We start from the raw sequence: 16194 nt of genomic DNA, 5'->3' as shown, positions 1-16194 counted from the left end.
AGAGGGCAATCCTGGAAATAAGGTGGTGCAGACTCGCTTCGTAGCCTTACTATAGCATGAAATCCGCGATTCCGGGCATGGATAGTTTTGAAGGAAATGAAGCATTTGCCGGGATTGGCGGGGGGCTGCTGCAACCCGGCCCCCGAAACCCTGCCGGCGGCGAAAGGCTGCCCGCGCTTTGGAAACCGCTGCGCCTTGAGCCTCCCTGCAGCAACTCCGCCCTGCGCCGCTGTTCTTCTTGGCCCCGAATACTTTCGCCGGAGGCCAGAAAATGCGCGCGCCCGTCCCCCGGGGCGCGACGTTTTTGCAGTTTCACAAGGCCGCCACTGTCGCTATACGGGCGCCGGACATCGCAAAGGAATATATCATGGCCAATGTCGTCGTTGTCGGCGCCCAATGGGGCGACGAGGGAAAAGGCAAGATCGTGGACTGGCTCTCGGAGCGTGCAGACGTCATCGCGCGTTTCCAGGGCGGGCATAACGCAGGCCATACCCTGGTCATCGACGGTAAGGTCTACAAACTGCACGCGCTGCCCTCGGGCGTGGTGCGCGGCGGCAAGCTGTCGGTCATCGGCAATGGCGTGGTGCTCGACCCGTGGCACCTGATGAATGAGATCGCGACGATCGAAGGGCAGGGGGTGGAGATCAACCCCGAGAACCTGATGATCGCGGAAAACACGCCGCTGATCCTGCCGTTCCACGGCGAGTTGGACCGCGCCCGCGAAGAAGCCGCCTCCAAGGGCACCAAGATCGGCACCACCGGGCGCGGCATTGGGCCGTGTTATGAAGATAAAGTCGGTCGCCGCGCGATCCGCGTGGCTGATCTGGCCGATGCGGCCACGCTGGAAGCCCGCGTCGACCGCGCCTTGCAGCACCATGATCCACTGCGTAAAGGCTTGGGCGTCGAAGCCATCGACCGCGATGCGCTGATCGCGCAACTGCAGGAAATCGCGCCGAAAATCCTGCCTTTCGCCGCGCCGGTCTGGAAGGTGCTGGCCGAGAAGCGCAAAGCGGGCAAACGCATCCTCTTCGAAGGGGCGCAGGGCGCGCTCTTGGACATCGATTTTGGCACCTATCCCTTCGTCACCTCCTCCAATGTGATCGCGGGGCAGGCGGCGACCGGCGTGGGCCTTGGCCCCACCGCCATCGACTATGTGCTGGGCATCGTCAAAGCCTATACCACCCGCGTCGGCGAAGGCCCGTTTCCGACCGAATTGGAAGACGCCGACGGCCAGCGCTTGGGCGAGCGCGGCCATGAGTTTGGCACCACCACCGGGCGCAAGCGCCGCTGCGGCTGGTTCGACGCGGCCCTGCTGCGCCAGACCTGTGCCACTTCCGGCATCACCGGCATCTGCCTGACCAAGCTCGACGTGCTCGACGGGTTCGAGACGCTGAAGGTCTGCGTGGGCTATGATCTCGACGGCGAAAGGCTCGACTATCTGCCCACCGCCGCCGAGCAGCAGGCCCGTTGCGTGCCGATCTACGAGGAACTGCCGGGCTGGTCCGAATCGACCGAAGGCGCGCGCAGCTGGGCCGATCTGCCGGCCAATGCGATCAAATATGTGCGTCGGGTCGAAGAGTTGATCCAATGTCCGGTGGCACTGGTCTCCACCTCGCCGGAGCGGGAGGACACCATTCTGGTGACCGACCCCTTCGCGGATTGATCCGGTGGCGCTGAGCTACAAGGCCCGCCGTCGTTGGGCGCTGGTGATCCTGCTGATCGGCCTGCCCAGCTATATCGCCGTGGCGGTCTGGGCGGTGGCGCAGTTCGACCGGCCGCCGGTCCTGCTGGAACTGGGCATCTATATCCTGCTCGGCCTGATCTGGGCGATCCCGCTGCGTTTCGTGTTCAAGGGGATCGGCCAATCCGACCCCGACGCAGAAGACTGAAACAGGAAAAGCGCCCCGCGAGGCGCTTTTTCGTATTTCGGATGGGGGCGGACTTAGCCAACCGCGCGGTGATCAGGGCGGTAGCCGATGTCTTCCGACACGGTGAAACGCCCGCCTTTGATCTTTTCGATCTTGCCCGCGCGGAGCAATTGGCCAAAGGAGCGCAGCCCGTCCTCGCGGGAGAACTCATTCAGCCCGACCGAGCGGACCTTGCCCATCAACTGCGGGCGCGAAAACTGATCGCGGCCTTCGACGAAAGACATATAGGACGCCGCCGCTTCGAGCAGTTCGGGCAGTTTGGTCGCCCCCATGTCTGCCGCGAAATCCGCAAAGCTCTCGGCGTCCGGGTTGGCTTTGGAAGGTTCCACCACAGCGGCAACACGGCGCGGGCGCACCGGGCCGGTGGGGCGCATCTGTTCCACGTCGATGCGCTGCTCGGCCACCAGTTTCAACGGCGCGGGGCGGGCATCGCCAGAAGGACGCTCGGTGCGGGCGGGGCGGCTGACCGGACGGCGGGGGCGGACCACTTCGGCCAGATCCTCGCGATAGGCATCGTCGGCGGTTGCGGTCGTGGCGCGGCCCCCCATGGCTTCATCCGCCTTTTTCGCCGCCACGGCAGCGCGCAGATGGGCAAAGGCATCCCGCCGGGTCGCGCTTTCCGGCTCGCCCATCTTACTGTCGGTTTCGGCCATAAGGCGCGACATATCAGGGCTGGTCTCATCGTCGATGGTGGGCAGGCTGCGGCGCGCGGCCTGTGCCGCTTCGCTTTCGGCAGGCGTCTCAGCGGCGGCGGGCGTTTCCAGTGCCTCCCTGTGGGGCTCTTCTGTCTCAGGCTCTTCGGCTGCAACTGTTTCAAGCGCTTCCTCAGACAGCGGGGCTTCGTCGACCTCGGCTTCAACCGCCAAAGTGTCTTCGATCTCTGGCGTCGGCGCCTCGGCTTCCTGCTCCGCAGCTGTCGCGCCGGCCAATTCCGCTTCCAAAGCGGCGAGCTCGCGGGCCAGATCATCTTCCTCCTCCGGCGAAAGGGAGGAACCGCTTGCCTTGGCTTTGGCTGTCGCCTCGCTGTCGTTTTGCGCGGTCTCGGCCTTCGGCTCGGTCACCTCTTCCAGATCGCCACGGCTGACAGCGGCGTCCAGCTTGGCACGCCGGACCCGGATAACCCGACCGCGCGGCGCCGGTTTTTCGCTTTCGTCGCGCGCAGGCTCAGGGGCCGCGTCCGCCGCAGCGGCATCGCCCTGCTCAAACCGGTTCAGGGCTTCGGCCAGATCGTCGTCTTCGGCCGCAGCTGCGTCCTGCTCGGCGCTTGCATCGGCTGCCTCATCCGCCTCCAGTGCCTCTTCAATCTCGCGACGTGCCGCCGTGATGGCAGTGTCGTTCTGCGCGGTCTCGCTGGGGCTGGCGGTCATCTCGGGCGCGGCGGCGTTCGCGGCATCCTCATCGTCATAGCCCTCGGCTTCGTCCTGCTGGGCGACAACCGCGCGGATGCGCTGAAGCTTGGCGGCGATGCTGTCGGCGGGAGGCGCGGGGGCGGTGGTGACGTCTTCGGCAGTGGCGGTCGGCGCCTCATCCTCATAATCGGTCTGGGGCTGCGGGCTGCTTGCAAAGAAGGCTTCGGCTTCTGTTGCTTCAGCCGCAACCGCCTCATCCTCGGGCGTTTCCACAGCATGCGCTTCCGCAGCAGGTGCATCGGCGACAGGCGCTTCGGCTTTCGGGCTGGCGGGCGCTTCAACCGGCTGCGCTGCTGCAACGGCGGCGGTGTCGGCAATCTCGGCGTCCAGTGCCGCGGTATCGGCAGGCTCTGCCTCCGCAGCGACAGGCTGGGGGGCAACTGGCTGCGGCGCGGGAGCGGCCTGAGAGGTGGCGGCAGCCTGAGGGGCGGCGGTAGTCTGAGGGGCAGGGGCGGCCTGTGCAACTTGAGGCGCCGCAACGCCAGAGGCTGCGGCGCTCTGATCTTCCAGCGCGCTCAGCACGATCTTGCCTTCCTGCTCGCGCGCCTGCACCCGGCGGGACACTTCTCTCTGTGCAATACGCGCCAACATCTCAGCATCGGGCTGGGGCGGCTCCGCGCCAAAGTAACGGTCATCTGATGCCAGATCACGGAAATACTCGGCAATGGCCTTCATCGTGCCAAAGCTGTCGTCGAAGCCTTCCAGCGTGCACGAAAAAGTGCCATAGGAGACCGTCAGAATTTTGTTGCTGTTCATCATCGGATGCTCGTCCTCTGCGGTGTTGCAGGTATCGTTTACCACGATGTCCAAGACCAAAGCGGCCCGAATCTGTGCCATTCAACGTATGATTTCAAGGCGAGATTAAGGCAGATTTCCAAAAGGGGCGTTAATTGACCATTTTAGACTACATTGTTGACGCATCGGAGCCAATCACCTTGATCGGGGGCGGCGTCGCCAATTTGAAAGACCTGAGCGAAGCCCGCGCCTTAGCCCCGACCTGCGTGGCCGCAGACGGCGGGGCGGCGCTAGCGGTGGCGGCCGGGGTGCCTTTGGCGGCCTTGATCGGGGATCTGGATTCGACAACGCCGGAGGTGCTTGCGCAGATCCCCCGCGACAAGCGCCACCTCATCACCGAGCAGGACAGCACCGATTTCGACAAAGCCTTAAGCCGGGTGAATGCGCCCTTGATCCTCGGGGTGGGCTTTACCGGTGCGCGGTTGGATCACCAGTTGGCGGCTTTCAACACGCTGGCGGCCTTTGCCCACCGCCCCTGTATCTTACTGGGGCCGCTGGAAATCATACTGCTCGCGCCGCCGCATATCCTGCTGCCCACCGCGCCGGGCGACGTTGTCTCACTGATGCCGCTGGCGCCGGTGCGGGGCAGGAGCAAAGGGCTGCGCTGGCCGATCGATGGGCTGCCCTTTGCGCCGGGCGGGCAGATCGGCACGTCAAACGAGGCGACGGGGCCGGTGGAGCTGACCATGGAGGGGCCGGACATGCTGCTGATCCTGCCCCGGCGGCTTATGGCGCCGCTGGTGGCGCGCTTGTTGCAACAAGATCGCGCGCAATGGCCCGTTCGCGCAGAATAACGTAAAGACCCGCGCCCATGATAATGACAATCCCCAGCCCCGCCAGCGGGTTGGGCAGATCGCCAAAGATCACCAGCCCCAGCAGGGTCGCAAATGGGATTTCAAGATATTGCATCGGCGCCAGCGTGGCCGCCGGCGCGTAGCGCAGGGACCAGGTCATCAACAGATGCGCGATGGTGCCAAGAACACCGATGCCCAGCAGAAGCGTCCAGTCAAAGGCGTCGGGCCGGATGATTTGCAGCGGCGCAAAGCCGCTGGCCGAGCCGAATATCAAGAGCGGCAGCACGATCAGCACGGCCAGAACCCCGCTCACGGCCTGCAGGCTGATCGGGTCGGTCTCTTTGGCGATTTGGCGGGTGGCGAGCATGAAAAGCGAGAAAATAGCCGCCACGGCCACCGGCAGCAGTGCAGGCCAGCCGACGCTGACGAAGCTCGGCTGCACCACCAGAAGGGTGCCCAGAAACCCAACGGCGCAGGCGCTGAGCCGCCGCGGGCCAACCTGTTCGTTGAGCACAAGCCCCCCCAGGATCAGCATGAAAAACGGCATGACAAATGCAATGGCGACGGCATCGGCCAAGGGCAGATATTTTAGCGCCGTGAACATTGCTGTGATCCCGGCCACATGCAGACAGGTGCGCCATAGGATCAGCCACCAGATCTTCCCCCGGACTCGCCAAACCCGGCGACTGCTCAGAACCAGGGGGATCAGGATGGCGGCCTGAACCGCAAAACGGATCAAAACGACCTGTCCCAGCGGCACCGATTCCCCCAGCAGTTTGGCCACCGCGTCCCCCACCGGAGCCACAATGCAAAAGCCCAACATGAGCGCCACGCCGAGAATGGGTTTGTCCTGATGCATGGGCAGAGGTTACGGTAAAATCAACGCATCGCGCAATCATTGGTTGAAAGAATGTGCGGCGGGGATCGCGGGAGGGTCTGCGCGACGGTTTCGATGCGCCGGTCTCGCATCGACCTGACGCCGAAGGCCGCTTTGATATTCCCGTGGCAGAATGCGCGCTTAGGCACAGCGCATCAGGCCGCCGGGCGGCCCAGGGTTACCTGATTGCGCCCCATGGTCTTGGCCGAGTAGAGCGCCCGATCCGCTTCAGAAAGGAGCGTCTCGACAGAAAGCGCGCGCGTGTCGGCGGCGGCGGGGCCCACCGCAAGTCCAATGCTGATGGTGACGCGCAAAGGCCGGGCATGGCTGGCAACCTTGAATGGATGTTCCGCGATATCGGCACAAAGCCGCGCGGCGGCCACTTCCGCCTCGGCCAGCGTGGTGCCGGGCATGACAATGAGAAATTCCTCCCCGCCGATCCGAGCCACCAGATCCATGCCGCGCAGATTGTCGCGCAGCCGCTGCGCGGTCTGGACCAGAACGGCATCGCCCGCCGTATGGCCGTATTGATCGTTGATCTGTTTGAAATGGTCCAGATCGGCCAGCATGACGGCAAAGGGGCGCCCGGTTTGCTGCCCCCGTTCGGCGATACGGCGAAGATGGGGCATGGCGTAGCGGCGGTTGTGCAGCCCTGTCAGCGGGTCAAAAACCGCCGCCTTGAGGCCGGTGCGCACGGTGGCGCGCAGCTGGTCGGCCATGCGCTTGCGCCGCAGCAGCGCCTGCAGCCGCAGGGTCATTTCTGCCGGATCGAACCCGTCGGTCATCAGATCATCCGCGCCCAGATCGAGCGCCATGGCCGCCAGCGCGGTATCGGGCGCCAGTTGCACCACCAAGACCCCCGCATGTCTTGTATGCGCATTCGCCCGCAGGTCCGAGATCAGGCGACAGGCCGTGGTCGCCGCGCCCTGTTCGGCGGGGAGGGCCAGTATGAATGCATCTGGCGGCCCTTCCGGGGGAAATTCGCGAATCGCATCCTTGGGCCGGGCGAGGGACAGTTTTGCCCGCAGCCGGGGGCGCAGCCGGCTGGCCCATCCCAACAGGCGCGCGCCATCCTCATGGATCAGGACGCAATGGCTTTGCGGTGTGAAATCCGCCGCCGGTTCGGCCAGTCCAAGCGCGCGGGTCGTGCCGTCGCGCATCTGCCATTCCTCGGCCGCGTTGCGGGCCCGGATCAGGCTGCGGCTGCGGCCCAAAAGCAGCGTATCGTCGAGCGGTTTCAGCAGCACATCGCTCACCCCCGCTTCCAGCGCCGCCAGCCGGCTGTCGGCGCGATCCCGGCTCCCGATCGCCAACATCGGCACCTCAAGCGAGGGGTATTGCTGCCGCAACAGCCGACAGAGATCCGCCGCGCCTCCCTGCGGCAGGGACAATGCGCAGATCACCAGATCGGGCGGGCATTTGCGCAGCGCGGCCATGGCCTGCGCGATATCCTCAGCCTGAATGACCTTGTAGGAGGCGGCGAGCTTGACCTTAAGGCTGATCCGATTGGTCGCGATAGCATCGACGATAAGGATAGTCCCCTGCACGACAGCTCCTTCGTCGTAGATAATCAGTTTATTGCCTTAGTCTTTACCTCTATTGGTTAACAAAGCGTTTCCACCTTGCTGAAAAGAAGAGATTTGATGCCCTATACAACTGAAGCCGCTGAAACTCTGGCATTGCGGGCGCTTGCTTGGTTGGCGGCCAATGATGACCTTCTGCCGGTGTTTCTCGGCAGTACCGGGGCGACGGAAGCGGATGTGAAAGCGCAGGCAGCAGATCCTGTCTTTCTGGGGGCCGTGCTGGATTTTCTGATGATGGATGACGCCTGGGTTATCGGCTTTTGCGACCACATCGCGGTGCCCTATGAGCGGATCATGGAAGCCCGCGCTGCCCTCCCGGGCGGTGAAGAGGTGCATTGGACATGAGCGCTATCAAGGCGGTTCTTTTCGATAAGGATGGCACGCTGTTCGACTTTGCCGCCACCTGGGTGCCCTGGGCCGAGGCGTTTCTCTTGCGGGCCTGCGCGGGGGACCGGGAGCAGGCGACAGCGGCGGGGGCGGCCATAGGCTTTGATTTCGCGGCGCGGCATTTCACCCGCGACAGCATCGCCATTGCCGGCACACCGGAGCAGATCGTTGCGGCCCTGACACCGCATTTCCCGGCCCAGCCGCGCGCGGCTCTGCTGGCCACGATCAACGCCGAAGCGGCCGCCGCCCCGCAGGCCGAGGCGGTGCCGCTCATGCCGCTGCTACAGCAGTTGAGAGACCGCGGCCTGCGGCTCGGGGTCGCCACCAATGACGCGGAACACCCTGCGCGCGCGCATCTCACTTCGGCGGGGGTGGCGCATATGTTCGACTTTATCGCGGGCTTTGATTCTGGCCATGGCGGCAAGCCCGAGGTGGGGCAGCTGCTTGCCTTTGCCGCCCATGTCGGCCTGCCGCCCGCGCAGATCGCGATGGTGGGTGACAGTCTGCACGACCTGAAAGCCGCCCGGCAGGCCGGGATGCGGCCGGTCGCGGTGCTGACGGGCCCGGCGCGGGCCGATGTCCTGACCCCTTTTGCGGATGTGGTTCTGCCGGATATCGGTCACCTGCCGGCGTGGCTAGGGCTGCAAGGGGCGCAGGCGGGCTGAGCCCAGAGGCTCAGGCTTCGCTGTCCCTGCGCCGCACGCCTTCCAACAGGTCCACAGAGAGTTCCGCCCCATGCAGCACCGAGATATTGCCCGTGGTCTCCAGCACCACCGCGCGCACCTGAGAGAAATCCAGTGCATTGGCCTCGCGCAGCTTGGCGATCAAATCGGCCCGCGCCACGCGGGTTTTTTGCAAGGCTTCATCCAGGATCACCCCGTCGCGCATCAGCAATACCGGTTCATTCTCGACCACCCATTCGAAACGGTCTGACGCCTGACGCAGCTGCGCTACGGTATATTGCGCACCGAGCAGCGCGGCGATGGCGAGCGCGGGCTGCGCAAACTCGGGCCAGGTGGGGGCCTGACAGGCGCCGGCCAAGAGCGAGCCTGTGGCAATGGTGGCTACGAAATCGAAAGCCGTCATCTTTGAGAAAGAGCGCAGGCCGATCACCCGAACGACGAAGATCACCCAAGTCAAGGCGATGACGGACAGCAAGACCGCCCGCGCGATAAGATCAAGAGAGGTATTGTCGAGAAACATGATCTACCCCGCTTCATCGGCCAGGGCGCGGCCCTGTTGCATAAAGAACCGCCCCAATAGGATCACCATCGCCATGGCGATCAACCCAAGGCCCCGTTCATAGAGGCCATCGATACTGGTCGGCAGGAAAAAGAACGGCGGCGCGAAGAGCAGCCAGAGAACCGCGAGGACCTTGAATGTCTTAGCCAATCCGAGCGCGCAATGGGCCAGCCCATAGGACAGCAGCCAAGGCACCAGCAGCATAAGCACGCCGAGCGCATAGACGAGATAGCTGTGAATCACCACGCCATCGGTGTCATGGTCGCCGTATTCATTGCGGGCGCCCACCAGAAACACGATCAATCCCAGCCCAGCGAGCCCGATAATCCCGGCGCTCCATTTCCGCTGGCCCTGATGCAGATGCGCGCAGAGCAACGCGCAGGCGATCAAGGCTGCCGAGAAGGCATAGATGCCGATGTCGACGATGAACTCATAACGGCCCGCCCCGAGATCACTGATCGTATCCGCGATCCAGTCGTGATCCGGCACCACGAAATCCGCAATCAGGATCGACACCGCAAAGATCACACAACCCAGAATGGCCACCCAACTCAAACAAATCACAAACCCCGGCGCACTTTGCTGCCGGGGTGTCGGTGTTGGATGCTGCATCGGCTGGTCTCACTTTATGACGGCGGGCTGGCTGGCGATAAAGCCAACCGCGATAGGACGAAAATCAGTCCGACAAGCGCGAGCGCTCTTCGGCGTTCGGCCCGCCTGCCGGCGCTTCGTCGAGCGTGGCCTCGGGGCGGTGCAGCTTCTCGTCAGGTTTCTTGGGCGGGGTCTTTTTGTCGTCCTCGGGGCGTTTATGCGGATCGCTCATGTCAAAGTCTCCCTTACTGCGTTTCGGGGGCGGGCTTGCTGGCTCCCAAGCAGTCAACGCCTGTATCGCGGGTGGGGTTCCCCGGCATCGCCTTCGCCCCCAGCCGCCCGCCGCGGGAAACTTCAGAACAACTTTATCCGTCAGCCTAATCTTAACCCTTGGCAGCGCATCTTGCTGCCGGGAAACACGGGAATGAGGCAGCCATGCACGGGCTTATCAACCGCAGCATTCAGAACTATGTCTGCGACAGCTACGGACCCTCCTGCTGGGCCGAAGCCACAGGGCGCGCGGGGCTGGATTTCACAGAGTTCGAAGCCATGCTCAGCTATGCCGACAGTCTTACGCCGCGCATGCTCGACGCGGTCTGCGCGGTGCTGGCGCGGCCGCGGGCCGAGGTGATGGAGGATCTGGGCACCTATCTCGTGTCGCATCCCACCTATGAGGCCGTGCGCCGCCTGCTGCGCTTTGGCGGGGTGAACTTCAGTGATTTCCTGCATTCGCTCGATGATCTGCCCGACCGGGCCAAACTGGCGCTGGCGGATCTGGACTTGCCCAGCGTTGAGCTGCGCGAACATGACGAGCGGCAGTTTTCGCTGCTCTGCGATGCGCCTGTGGCGGGCTATGGCCATCTGATGATGGGCGTGCTGCGGGTCATGGCGGATGATTATGGCGCGCTGGTCCTGCTGGATCATACGGGCCGCAACGACGGGGTCGAGACGCTGACGATCAAGATCGTTGCCGCCGACTATTCCGCCGGACGCAGCTTTGATCTGGGGGCGCGGGCATGAGCGAAACTTGGGAACAGACCGAGGTGCTGGATGTGCTTTGCCCGATGCATCTGGTCCTGGCGCCGACCGGCCATATCCTGCACGCCGGGCCCACAATTCAGAAACTGCGGCCCAAGACGCCCCTGACCGGGCAGCGTTTTCTTGAGGCATTTGCCGTCAAACGCCCGCGAACCATCCGCAGCATGGATGATCTGCGCCGCGCCGCGGATATCAAACTGCATCTTGAGTTCCATGACGCCCCCCGCACCGCCCTGAAAGGGGTGTTGGTGCCGAAACCGGACGGGCGGATGATCGTGAACCTGTCCTTCGGCATCTCGATCTTGGACGGGGTGCGGGACTATTCGCTGACCAACGCCGATTTTGCAGCCACCGATCTGGCCATCGAAATGCTCTATCTGATGGAGGCGAAATCAGCCGCCATGGAAGCCTCGCGCCGGCTTAATCTGCGGCTGCAAGGGGCCAAGATCGCCGCCGAGGAACAGGCCTTTACCGACACGCTTACCGGGCTGAAAAATCGCCGCGCGCTGAACACGGTGCTGGAACGGCTGATCGCGGCGCGCGAAGCCTTTGCGGTGATGCATATTGATCTGGATTACTTCAAGGCGGTGAATGACACGCTGGGCCATGCGGCGGGCGACCATGTCCTGCAGGTGGTGGCCCGCGCGATGGTTGAGGAAACCCGGCGCACGGATATGGTCGCACGGGTCGGCGGAGATGAGTTTACCGTGGTTCTGCCCGAGATGAACAATGACGAAATCCTGCGACGCATCGGGCGGCGCATCATCAACCGGCTCGAAGAGCCGATCCTGTTCGAAGGGAAAACCTGCGCCATCTCGGCCAGCATCGGCACGGTCTGGATCCAAGGCGGCGAAAGGCTGTCGCTTGAAGGTATTCTGGCGGATGCGGATTTGGCGCTCTATGCCTCCAAACATGCGGGCCGCGCCTGTCAGACCTTCTACACCCCAGACCTGCGCGACCGCCCGGCAGCGGATGCGCCCGCCGAGATCATTGCGTCTGAGCGGCGCACCCGGTCTCGCGGCAGATGACCGGGGGTCGCGCATCGGACGTCAGGGCAGTGGACCGCGCAGCCGGCCTGTCGTATCACCCGTTGCATGAAGTCGCCCCTGCATCTTTTTCGCCGCGCGCGCCAGCGGCTGCGTGACGCCCGCCGGCGGGCGCGTTTTGCGAAGTCGTTGCGCCATATCCACGGGCCGCACAGGTTGCAGAGCGCGCCCGATGACGTCGTGCTGATCGCTCTCGTGCGGAACGGTGCCTATTACCTCGACAGGTTTTTCGCCCACTACCGCGCGATGGGCGTGGAGCATTTCGTCTTTATGGACAATGGCTCGACCGATGACACCATCGAGCGGATCAAGGCGGAACCCGGCGCGGTAATTGACCAATGCCCGCTGCCTTTGGCGCAATACGAAGACCTGATCCGCCAGTACCCGGCCCAAAGATACGGGAAAAACCGCTGGTGTCTCTATGTCGACATGGATGAAATGCTGGATTTCGAAGGCCGTAAGGAGATCGGTATTCCAGGGCTGGTGGCCTATTTGCAAGCGCAGGGCTACACCGCGCTGGCGGCGCAGATGCTTGAGATGTTCCCGAAGGCCAGCCTCGCTGAAGCCGCCCGGCTGACCTACCCGGAGGTGCTGCGCGATTTTCGTTACTTCGACATCAGCGCGCTGCGAAAGCTGGATTATCACAGCGCCGAAATCCCATTTTCTGCGCTGCTCGCGGATAACCATCTGTCCAATGACGCCGTGAAATTTACTTTCGGGGGGGTGCGGGGCAAAGTCTTTGGCGAGGATTGCTGCCTTACCAAACACCCGCTGATCTTTAACGGGCCCGAGGTCACGCCGGCGCCGCATCCGCATCTGTCGTGCGGCGTGAAAGTGGCGGATGTCACGGCGGTGATCAAACATTACAAATTCGCCAATGACCCCGCCGCGCGGGACGCGCAGAGCCTTGCCGCCGGGGATCTGGCCCATGGCGAGGATGCCAAACGCTTGGCGGTGGTCGGCGAGAGCCCCGACATATCGCTGTTCTCGCTCGATGCCCGGCGCTGGAACCGGGTCGAACTGCTGTACCGGGCCGGCTTTCTGGTGCCGTCGGAAACCTACAGCGCCCATGTCGCCGCCACGCGGGCCGAGGGCGCTGCGTGAGTCTGGCGGCGGTGGTGATTGGCCGCAACGAAGGAGCGCGGCTCGGGCGGTCCTTGGCGGCGCTCAACGGGCAGGTGGCACAGCTCATCTATGTTGACAGTGGCTCGACGGATGGCTCGCCCGCTGCGGCGCGGGGCTTGGGGGCCGAGGTGGTAGCGCTGGATATGGCGACCCCTTTCACGGCGGCACGGGCGCGCAACGCCGGGGCTGCGGTGCTGCGCGCAGATATCACGCTGGTGCAGTTTCTGGATGGCGACTGCATCCTGCGCGCAGGCTGGCTGGAGGCCGCGCAGACCTATCTGGCCGCTCATCCGAAGGTCGCGGTGGTCTGTGGACGCAGGCGCGAAGAACACCCCGAGGCTTCGATCTATAACGCTTTGATCGATCGGGAGTGGGACACCCCCCCCGGCGAAGCGCGGGCTTGTGGCGGGGATGCGATGATGCGCCTGTCGGCGCTGCGGGCGGTGGGGGGCTACCGCGAAGACCTGATCGCGGGGGAGGAGCCAGAACTCTGCCAAAGGCTGCGGCGGGCGGGGTGGCAGATTTACCGGCTCGACGCGGAGATGACATGGCATGACGCGCAGGTCACCCGCTTCGGCCAGTGGTGGCGGCGCAGCCTGCGGGCAGGGCACGGCTTTGCCGAAGGCGCCGCGCTACATGGCAAGGGGCCGGACAGGCATTGGGTCGCCGAAACCCGGCGGGCGCTTTTCTGGGGCGCGCTATTGCCGGGGATGATCCTTTTGCTGGCCAGTTTCGCGCCTTGGACCGCCGTGGCACTGGCGCTGGCCTATCCGCTGCAACTGCTGCGGCTGGCGCGGCGCGGCGGCATACTCTGGGGGGCTTTCACCCTGCTTGGCAAATTCCCCGAGGCTCTCGGGGTGCTGAAATACCACCTGCGGCGCGACGGGCGGATTATCGAGTACCGCTAGCCTCGGCTGCGCAGCGCGTCGCGGGTCAGCCCGGGCAGGATCGCGAAACAGCGGGCATAGCGCGGCACCATACGCGCCGGGCTTTGCAGCGCCCGCCAGAGCCATTCAAGCGCCAGCATCCGCATGAATTTCGGCGCGCGGCGTTGATGGCCCGCCAGAAAATCCAACCCCGCCCCGATGGAGACAAAGCCAACACCCGGCGCCACCCTGCGCCCCCGCGCGGCGAGGCGTTCCTGTTTCGGCGCACCGAGGGCGAGAAAACAAAGCCGCGCGCCGCTCTGCGCAATCGCTTGCAGGGCGGCGTCGGCCTCGGCACCCGCAGGGTCAAACCCCATCGGCGGTGCCGCCTTGTGACAGATGCGCAGCCCCGGCACGCGGGCCTGCAAGACCTCTGCGGCGGCATCGAGCGCCTCGGTGTCGCTGCCAAACAGCGCCACCGGCAGTGCCAGTTCCGCCGCCAGTTCACTGAGCGGCAGGATCAGGTCAGACCCCGGCATCAATTCCACCGGCTGCCGGGCGAGCTGCGACAGCCAGACCACCGGGCGGCCATCGGCCACCACCAGATCCTGCGCGGCATAGGCGGCGGCAAAGTCCGGATCGCGCGGCAGTTTGGTCAGATGGTCCAGGTTGAGCGTGGCAAGGGCGAACCCTTTTCCGGCGGCGAAACGTGCGCGCAGATCGCGAAACAATGCGGCACGGCTCGGCGCATTGATCTCAACGGCCGCAGAATGATGCCCGAATTTCATCGGGGCAGGCCGCAGATCTTCGCAGGCAGCTGTGATGTAATGGGTGAACTCATGGCCGCATCCCCCTGATTTCATTGCGCATCTACTTGGCGCAGATGCTTTGCAAAAAGGTCACGGACGAAACTAGCGGGATGACAGGATGCAGGCCAGATGGTAATTTGCACCGCGCTTCGCCACGCACGCTGAAGCACGGCACCAGACTTATGCAAGGATCACATGCCAAACCCCGTTGCCTATCTGATGCTGCTGATCTGGCCCTTTGTCTGTCTGGCGCTGTTTCGCAATCTGCCGCTGCAACGGGCGCTGATCTGGTCGGTCCTTGGCGGCTATCTGTTCCTGCCGCCCGTGGCCGAATTCAACCTGCCCCTGGTGCCTGCGCTTGATAAAGTGTCGATCCCGAACCTGAGCGTTCTGCTGATCCTCTGGCTGGGGACCAACGAGAGGTTGCAGCTTTGGCCTGCCTCGCGCACTGCGGCCCTGCTGGTGGCGGGACTGGTGCTTTCGGCGATCCCCACGGTGCTGACCAACGGCGATCCGATCCTGTTTCAGAGCCTGCGCGGGTTGGAGCCGATCCTCTTTCCCGTCGATGCCCTGCCGGGCCAGTCGATCCGGGATGTCGGTTCGGTCTTGATCGGGCAAACCCTGATGCTGGTGCCTTTCCTTTTGGCGCGGCAGTTCCTGGCGGATGAGCGCGGGCTGCGGGAGCTGCTGCTGGCCTTTATGCTGGGCGGGCTGATCTATACTGTGCCTGCCCTTTTTGAGATCCGCTTCTCTCCCCAGCTTAACACGTGGATCTACGGCTTCTTCCAGCATTCCTTTGAGCAGATGATGCGCAACGGGGGCTTTCGGCCCATCGTCTTTCTGCCGCATGCGCTTTGGCTGGCGCTGTTCATCTGCATCGCGCTTCTGTCAGCCGCCGCATTGGCGCGGCAGACGCCGGTCTTGGACCGCTGGAAAATGCTGCTGTGGACTGCCTACCTCGCGGTGGTGCTCTACCTGTGCAAGAGCCTCGCCAGCCAGGCCTATGCGCTGTTGCTGGTGCCGATGGTGCTGCTCGCCCCCGCCCGTTGGCAGATCCGGCTGGCGCTGGTTTTCGCGACGATTGCGGTGATCTATCCGATGCTGCGCAACGCGGGGCTGGTGCCCTTGGACGCGATCCTTGCCCAGGCCGAGGCGATCAGCGCAGACCGCGCGCAATCGCTGGGCTACCGCTTTGACAATGAGGAGCAACTGCTTGCCCGCGCCGCGGAAAAACCGTGGTTTGGCTGGGGTGGCTGGGGGCGCAATCTGGTCCGGGACGCGACGAACGGCAACATCCTGTCGGTTCCCGATGGCCGTTGGATCATTGTCTTCGGCACCTTTGGCTGGCTGGGGTATCTTTGCGAGATGGGGTTGCTGGCCCTGCCCATCGCCCTGATCGGGCTGCACCTGTGGCGCGCGGGCGATGCGGGGCTTGCGCCCTGGGTCGCGCCGATGACCCTGATCCTTGGCATCACGATGATGGATATGCTGCTCAACGCCACGCTGACGCCGCTCACATGGCTCAGCGCCGGGGCGCTCCTTGGCCATGGCGAGCGGCTGGCAAAGGCGCGACAGTCCCGCTATCGTCACCCCGAAGGGGCCGAGTTGCCAAGCCGGCGCCGCACGGTATTTTGACCCGGGGATCAACAAAGCCGGTCGGACCTGATTCTCAGCACGGTTGCGGCACATTTTTGCCAGATTCCC

The 16194-nt window shown here is 64.2% G+C and carries 17 protein-coding genes; 10 read left to right on the top strand and 7 right to left on the bottom strand.

Annotated features, from left to right (window positions below; genetic code table 11):
* Positions 1-367 precede the first annotated feature (367 nt).
* Positions 368-1663 (top strand): adenylosuccinate synthase, encoded by a 1296-nt coding sequence (locus tag AB4M76_RS12945; RefSeq protein ID WP_368442435.1) that lies wholly within the window; start codon positions 368-370, stop codon positions 1661-1663.
* A gap of 4 nt (positions 1664-1667) precedes the next feature.
* On the top strand, positions 1668-1889 hold the full coding sequence (locus AB4M76_RS12940) for a DUF2842 domain-containing protein (protein WP_368442293.1): 222 nt from the start codon (positions 1668-1670) through the stop codon (positions 1887-1889).
* A 53-nt stretch (positions 1890-1942) separates the two neighbouring features.
* Here AB4M76_RS12940 and AB4M76_RS12935 read toward each other — a convergent pair whose 3' ends face one another.
* Complete coding sequence (locus AB4M76_RS12935; protein ID WP_368442292.1) at positions 1943-4174, bottom strand: hypothetical protein; 2232 nt, start codon at positions 4172-4174, stop codon at positions 1943-1945.
* A 53-nt stretch (positions 4175-4227) separates the two neighbouring features.
* Between AB4M76_RS12935 and AB4M76_RS12930 the strand changes: the two genes are divergently transcribed.
* A complete protein-coding gene (locus AB4M76_RS12930) occupies positions 4228-4926 on the top strand; it encodes a thiamine diphosphokinase (RefSeq protein WP_368442290.1) in 699 nt (232 codons plus the stop codon).
* Here the strand turns inward: AB4M76_RS12930 and AB4M76_RS12925 are convergent.
* Both AB4M76_RS12925 and AB4M76_RS12920 read right to left on the bottom strand, forming a co-directional pair.
* On the bottom strand, positions 4859-5785 hold the full coding sequence (locus tag AB4M76_RS12925) for a DMT family transporter (RefSeq protein ID WP_368442289.1): 927 nt from the start codon (positions 5783-5785) through the stop codon (positions 4859-4861). The two genes, AB4M76_RS12930 and AB4M76_RS12925, sit on opposite strands and share 68 nt — an antisense overlap.
* Before the next feature lie 173 nt (positions 5786-5958).
* The gene (locus tag AB4M76_RS12920; protein WP_368442288.1) at positions 5959-7350 is read right to left on the bottom strand and encodes a diguanylate cyclase; all 1392 of its coding nucleotides are present in this window, start codon (positions 7348-7350) and stop codon (positions 5959-5961) included.
* A 96-nt stretch (positions 7351-7446) separates the two neighbouring features.
* Between AB4M76_RS12920 and AB4M76_RS12915 the strand changes: the two genes are divergently transcribed.
* Both AB4M76_RS12915 and AB4M76_RS12910 read left to right on the top strand, forming a co-directional pair.
* On the top strand, positions 7447-7731 hold the full coding sequence (locus AB4M76_RS12915) for a DUF3572 domain-containing protein (RefSeq protein WP_368442287.1): 285 nt from the start codon (positions 7447-7449) through the stop codon (positions 7729-7731).
* The gene (locus tag AB4M76_RS12910; RefSeq protein ID WP_368442285.1) at positions 7728-8438 is read left to right on the top strand and encodes an HAD family hydrolase; all 711 of its coding nucleotides are present in this window, start codon (positions 7728-7730) and stop codon (positions 8436-8438) included. The genes AB4M76_RS12915 and AB4M76_RS12910 overlap by 4 nt, the downstream gene beginning before the upstream one ends.
* Positions 8439-8448: 10 nt before the next feature.
* Here AB4M76_RS12910 and AB4M76_RS12905 read toward each other — a convergent pair whose 3' ends face one another.
* The 3 genes from AB4M76_RS12905 to AB4M76_RS12895 all read right to left on the bottom strand — a co-directional run bounded on the left by AB4M76_RS12905 (position 8449) and on the right by AB4M76_RS12895 (position 9838).
* A complete protein-coding gene (locus AB4M76_RS12905; RefSeq protein ID WP_368442284.1) occupies positions 8449-8976 on the bottom strand; it encodes a DUF421 domain-containing protein in 528 nt (175 codons plus the stop codon).
* Positions 8977-8979: 3 nt separating this feature from the next.
* A complete protein-coding gene (locus AB4M76_RS12900) occupies positions 8980-9561 on the bottom strand; it encodes a DUF998 domain-containing protein (RefSeq protein WP_368442283.1) in 582 nt (193 codons plus the stop codon).
* A gap of 130 nt (positions 9562-9691) precedes the next feature.
* On the bottom strand, positions 9692-9838 hold the full coding sequence (locus AB4M76_RS12895; protein ID WP_368442282.1) for a hypothetical protein: 147 nt from the start codon (positions 9836-9838) through the stop codon (positions 9692-9694).
* A gap of 203 nt (positions 9839-10041) precedes the next feature.
* Between AB4M76_RS12895 and AB4M76_RS12890 the strand changes: the two genes are divergently transcribed.
* The 4 genes from AB4M76_RS12890 (at position 10042) to AB4M76_RS12875 (ending at position 13723) form a co-directional block, all read left to right on the top strand.
* Complete coding sequence (locus AB4M76_RS12890) at positions 10042-10626, top strand: heme NO-binding domain-containing protein (protein WP_368442281.1); 585 nt, start codon at positions 10042-10044, stop codon at positions 10624-10626.
* Entirely contained in the window at positions 10623-11672 is a 1050-nt protein-coding gene (locus AB4M76_RS12885; protein WP_368442279.1) for a diguanylate cyclase, read from the top strand. Before AB4M76_RS12890 ends, AB4M76_RS12885 begins: the two co-directional genes overlap by 4 nt.
* A 66-nt stretch (positions 11673-11738) precedes the next feature.
* Positions 11739-12794, top strand: a complete 1056-nt coding sequence (locus AB4M76_RS12880; protein WP_368442278.1) for a glycosyltransferase family 2 protein — start codon at positions 11739-11741, stop codon at positions 12792-12794.
* Positions 12791-13723, top strand: coding sequence for a glycosyltransferase family 2 protein (locus tag AB4M76_RS12875; RefSeq protein WP_368442277.1), 933 nt, complete (start codon positions 12791-12793; stop codon positions 13721-13723). Before AB4M76_RS12880 ends, AB4M76_RS12875 begins: the two co-directional genes overlap by 4 nt.
* Here AB4M76_RS12875 and AB4M76_RS12870 read toward each other — a convergent pair.
* Positions 13720-14469 carry a WecB/TagA/CpsF family glycosyltransferase gene (locus AB4M76_RS12870; protein WP_368442434.1) on the bottom strand — a complete coding sequence of 250 codons (750 nt, stop codon included), beginning with the start codon at positions 14467-14469 and terminating at the stop codon, positions 13720-13722. The two genes, AB4M76_RS12875 and AB4M76_RS12870, sit on opposite strands and share 4 nt — an antisense overlap.
* 216 nt (positions 14470-14685) lie before the next feature.
* Here AB4M76_RS12870 and AB4M76_RS12865 point away from each other — a divergent pair, with 216 nt between their 5' ends.
* Positions 14686-16125: a hypothetical protein gene (locus AB4M76_RS12865; protein ID WP_368442276.1), complete on the top strand. Its 1440-nt coding sequence runs from the start codon at positions 14686-14688 to the stop codon at positions 16123-16125.
* Positions 16126-16194: the final 69 nt, after the last annotated feature.

This window comes from Sulfitobacter sp. PS-8MA, assembly GCF_040933935.1.
In the GTDB taxonomy this organism is placed as follows: Bacteria; Pseudomonadota; Alphaproteobacteria; order Rhodobacterales; family Rhodobacteraceae; genus Sulfitobacter.
The sequence above is the reverse complement of the archived record's forward strand: the minus strand, read 5'-3'. Positions and strand labels throughout refer to the sequence as shown.

What these genes read in the sequence shown, in the direction of transcription:
- AB4M76_RS12915 (WP_368442287.1), top strand. Translation starts at nt 7,447, where the DNA reads ATGCCCTATACAACTGAAGCCGCTGAAACTCTGGCATTGCGGGCGCTT.
- AB4M76_RS12910 (WP_368442285.1), top strand. Translation starts at nt 7,728, where the DNA reads ATGAGCGCTATCAAGGCGGTTCTTTTCGATAAGGATGGCACGCTGTTC.
- AB4M76_RS12925 (WP_368442289.1), bottom strand. Translation starts at nt 5,785, where the DNA reads ATGCATCAGGACAAACCCATTCTCGGCGTGGCGCTCATGTTGGGCTTT.
- AB4M76_RS12935 (WP_368442292.1), bottom strand. Translation starts at nt 4,174, where the DNA reads ATGGCACAGATTCGGGCCGCTTTGGTCTTGGACATCGTGGTAAACGAT.
- AB4M76_RS12890 (WP_368442281.1), top strand. Translation starts at nt 10,042, where the DNA reads ATGCACGGGCTTATCAACCGCAGCATTCAGAACTATGTCTGCGACAGC.
- AB4M76_RS12945 (WP_368442435.1), top strand. Translation starts at nt 368, where the DNA reads ATGGCCAATGTCGTCGTTGTCGGCGCCCAATGGGGCGACGAGGGAAAA.
- AB4M76_RS12885 (WP_368442279.1), top strand. Translation starts at nt 10,623, where the DNA reads ATGAGCGAAACTTGGGAACAGACCGAGGTGCTGGATGTGCTTTGCCCG.
- AB4M76_RS12865 (WP_368442276.1), top strand. Translation starts at nt 14,686, where the DNA reads ATGCCAAACCCCGTTGCCTATCTGATGCTGCTGATCTGGCCCTTTGTC.
- AB4M76_RS12905 (WP_368442284.1), bottom strand. Translation starts at nt 8,976, where the DNA reads ATGTTTCTCGACAATACCTCTCTTGATCTTATCGCGCGGGCGGTCTTG.
- AB4M76_RS12880 (WP_368442278.1), top strand. Translation starts at nt 11,739, where the DNA reads ATGAAGTCGCCCCTGCATCTTTTTCGCCGCGCGCGCCAGCGGCTGCGT.
- AB4M76_RS12870 (WP_368442434.1), bottom strand. Translation starts at nt 14,469, where the DNA reads ATGAAATTCGGGCATCATTCTGCGGCCGTTGAGATCAATGCGCCGAGC.
- AB4M76_RS12895 (WP_368442282.1), bottom strand. Translation starts at nt 9,838, where the DNA reads ATGAGCGATCCGCATAAACGCCCCGAGGACGACAAAAAGACCCCGCCC.